The 3534-nt window shown below is 45.7% G+C and carries 2 protein-coding genes; both read left to right on the top strand.

Annotated elements, in window-relative coordinates:
• Nucleotides 1–309 precede the first annotated feature (309 nt).
• On the top strand, nt 310–513 hold the full coding sequence (locus HMPREF3168_RS08815; RefSeq protein WP_003616342.1) for a helix-turn-helix domain-containing protein: 204 nt from the start codon (nt 310–312) through the stop codon (nt 511–513).
• Nucleotides 513–3050, top strand: a complete 2538-nt coding sequence (locus HMPREF3168_RS08810; protein WP_070489649.1) for a phage/plasmid primase, P4 family — start codon at nt 513–515, stop codon at nt 3048–3050. Before HMPREF3168_RS08815 ends, HMPREF3168_RS08810 begins: the two co-directional genes overlap by 1 nt.
• Nucleotides 3051–3534: the final 484 nt, after the last annotated feature.

Below are 3534 nucleotides of genomic sequence, written 5' to 3'. Positions count from 1 at the left end.
AAATCCATAAGAATAAACCTCCGCTTTGCTCGGAGATGAGCTACCTCCACCTAATCCAATCAGATCAGATCTAATTTTCTCAACCGGACTTTAACAGCCAACATACTTAGACGAGATTCACAATTGAATGGTGAAGCTGCCCGTTTTGCCTACGACATCGTGTGTCCAAAAAAAGAACGGCATTGGCTTCATCTCCACTTTACATAGTAAAAGAAAAAGGGTTGAACGACTACTCCGTCGAGTAATCATCCAACACCAGATTAGTATGTTTTATTTGCTTAGTTTTTTACAGAAAGCGAGGCAAATACCTTGAGTACAAGAAACAAAGACATTAGGGATGCAATTAAAACGGCCGGATTGTATCAGTATCAAGTAGCGGACACGCTGGGGATCGATGAAACGAAACTCAGCAAGATGTTGCGGTATGACCTGTCAAAGACAGACCGGGAATCTATCTTAAACGCTGTGGCAATGACCAAGATTAACCAGCAAGCGGAAAGAGAGGCCGAATAATGAAGACATTAAACGACCTCAAACAAGAACCCCTCTGGGCTGTGGCTAAGGTTGTACCACCCAGAAACGAGGGACAGCACCCGGGCAAGATCACGGTAGACCCCCAGCTTTTACTCAATGAGGGCAAAATGCGGAATTTAAAGAGCACTGAGGCCACAGGTTGGACGGACTACCAGACCGCCTCAAAAGCCCTCACAGCCGCTAACAATGCCTTACAAGAGGGCAAGATTACAGGCGTTATTAAATTCACCTTCAGTTTACGGATCACGCCACCCCTTGTTTTTATCGATGTTGACGATATCCCAGATCCCGAGGCCTCAGCCCAGTTTAAGGATCTGACCAAGCTTACAAAGGGCGGCTATTGCGAGGTATCTCAGAGCGGCAACGGATTGCATTATTTCGTTGAGGGCAAGCTTGATAAGGCACACAAGGGCAAGACGTACGAAATGTACACAGGCGGCCGCTATGTTGCTTTTACGGGCAATCAGGTATCAAATAGCGACAGCATCCCGGCACTGACAGAGAGCGAGATTAAAGCGATCGTGTCATACTGTGGCTTTAAATGGACGGGCAAAGAGCAAGCCAAAGAGCCTTTATTGGTTACCACCCCGCAACCGACCGGGAATGGCCGCCACTGGGGAGCAGATAACGGGCTGACAGCTGAACAGGTACTTTCTAATGCAATCAATAACCCCGAGCTAAAAGCCGTTGCTAGCGGCGATTACAGCGCCTATAACGGGGATCACAGCTCAGCGGTGCAAGCCCTTGTTAATAGCCTTGCCTTTTACGCTAACGGGGATGCGGCAAAGACTGACCAAGCATACAGATCAACCCCCAGCTTTACGGATGACACAAAGTGGGATGCATCCCGGGGCGACACAACGTGGGGTGCTCAAACCATTGCTAAGGCGATCAATTACGTTCAGACCAAGCATCCCGATCACGGCTATTTCCCAGCCCGCCAAAATTCCGGCATGAGGGTTGTTGAACCGGGCGAAAGAGCCACAGCCGAAACGCTTAAAATCAAGATTGACGGGGTGGAAAGAGAATTTCCGTTTAACGGTTATTTCTATAACAGAGATTACGAAATGACCGAGGTTGGGTTTGCTAACCGTTTTGCTGATTGGTACGCTAAGGGAAAATTAGTTTATCATCCCGGCTTAAAGGCGTGGCTTATGTACAACCCAGAAACGGGGTCATGGATGCCTAACGAGGATGACAGACTGGGCACGACCTTTAACCAAACCCCAGAAAAGCTCATTGATAATTTGCGGGTAAATCTCAAGAAAGAAAAACGCCTGTGGCTTACAGTCGGTCGTGATCCCCACAAACCGGATAAACAGTCATTCGGGGAGAAAGCCTATAACAAGGGTTACGAGCGAATCAGCTCAGCGGCTGGGCAAAAGGCAACCCTTGAATTAGCTCAGAGCCGTTTAACCGTGCGTGCATTTAACGACTGTAAGACCGAGCTTAACACCCGGACAGGTTGGATTGACCTCAAAACGGGCGCTATTAGCCCTCACAGCCCGGCTAAGCTGTTTGATAAGGCAACGGATGCTGGTTTGCCTAATAAAGCCACAGAGGGGGACGGTGGCAAGCTCTGGGATCGTTTTTTAAAAGAGACCTTTTGCGGGGATCTTGAATTGATCGATTACGTTCAGGCATGCATCGGCTATAGCGTTACGGGCAAAATCAATGAAGAGGTTATGTTTATCTGTGAGGGCAGTGGGGGCAACGGCAAGAGTATTTTTCTTGAGTGCATAAACGAGGTGCTGGGCGATTACAGCTCTGTTATCCCAATCGAAACATTGATAGATAACAACAAGGCACAGCGGGACGGCTCAGCACCAAGTCCAGACCTTGCAAGCCTTAAGGGCAAGCGGTTTGTCATGACAACCGAGCCCAAAAAACAGGTTACAATCGATGACGGGATAGTTAAGACGGTGACAGGTGGCACTAAGCTGAATGTTAGAATGCTACATCAAAACCCGATTGTATTTTTACCTCAGTTTAAAATTTGGTGGCAATCTAATGGCTTGCCCCGGATTGCTATTAAGGAACACTCTATGTTACGGCGCTTGATCGTTATTCCGTTTAAAAACGAGGTACGAGGGGATGCGGTAGATATCAACCTCAAAAGCAAGTTGATGAAAGAGAAAGAATTTATCTTGAAATGGTGCATTGAGGGCGTGGCCAAATGGCAAGCACGGGACGGAAAAGCCCTTTACCACCCTAAGTATCAACCAGCGGCCGTTGAAGAGGCCACAGCGGGGCTGTGGAATTCCGCTCACGTTCCGGTTGACAGCATCAAGCAATGGCTTGAAAACGGGAACTATGAAGAGGGGCATTCATCCACCCCACCAAAGGTTAAAGAGGTTTACGAGGACTATTTAGCCTATTGTAAAGAGCATGAATTGAAAGTACCGAGTGCATACACCAAGCAAGGATTTAATAAGGAATTGGCACGGCGGGGACATCACAAGCGCCCGGGAACGGGTAATTCCTATGTTTGGATCAGTTTAAAAAAGCGTGGTTAAAAGCCACAGAGGGGATGCGAGTTTGCATCCCTTTTTATTTTTCTGTCTTTTGTTATTAGTTTCACTTTTGCTTTTTTGCCGAATCGGGGCGGGGAGTTAAGAAACGAGTTAAGTAATTAACTAAATGCTAATTTCCCATAAATTACTACTCAAAGTGCTCTATCACTTGATATATCAACCTTTTACAGGATTTCGTTGAGTTTAAGTTATAACTCAAAAAATATTATCTTAAACTTCGAAAAAGGCCGTAATAGTAGGCTTTTTAGACATTGAGTTGTAAAATCCTGGGAAATTAGCACTAAATAGTTAAGTAATAGTTAACTAATCTAAAAAAACTTAACTCTGAAAACCGTTGGGGGAGTAAGAGAGAATAGTTAAGAGAGTTAAGTAATTTTAGCTAAAATTAGATTACAGATTTTTTCCTCCTTTTTAGGTGTCTATAGTGAATAGTGTAACTAGTGTAGTGTCATACTGATATCTTAAG

The sequence above is a fragment of the Lactobacillus sp. HMSC08B12 genome (assembly GCF_001808415.1).
GTDB classification, from domain to species: domain Bacteria; phylum Bacillota; class Bacilli; order Lactobacillales; family Lactobacillaceae; genus Lactobacillus; species Lactobacillus delbrueckii.
Note: the sequence above shows the minus strand (reverse complement) of the source record. Positions and strands in the feature narration are given on the sequence as shown.

Bases quoted from the DNA above. Each gene is read 5' to 3' on its own strand.
- HMPREF3168_RS08810 (WP_070489649.1), top strand. From the start codon at position 513: ATGAAGACATTAAACGACCTCAAACAAGAACCCCTCTGGGCTGTGGCT.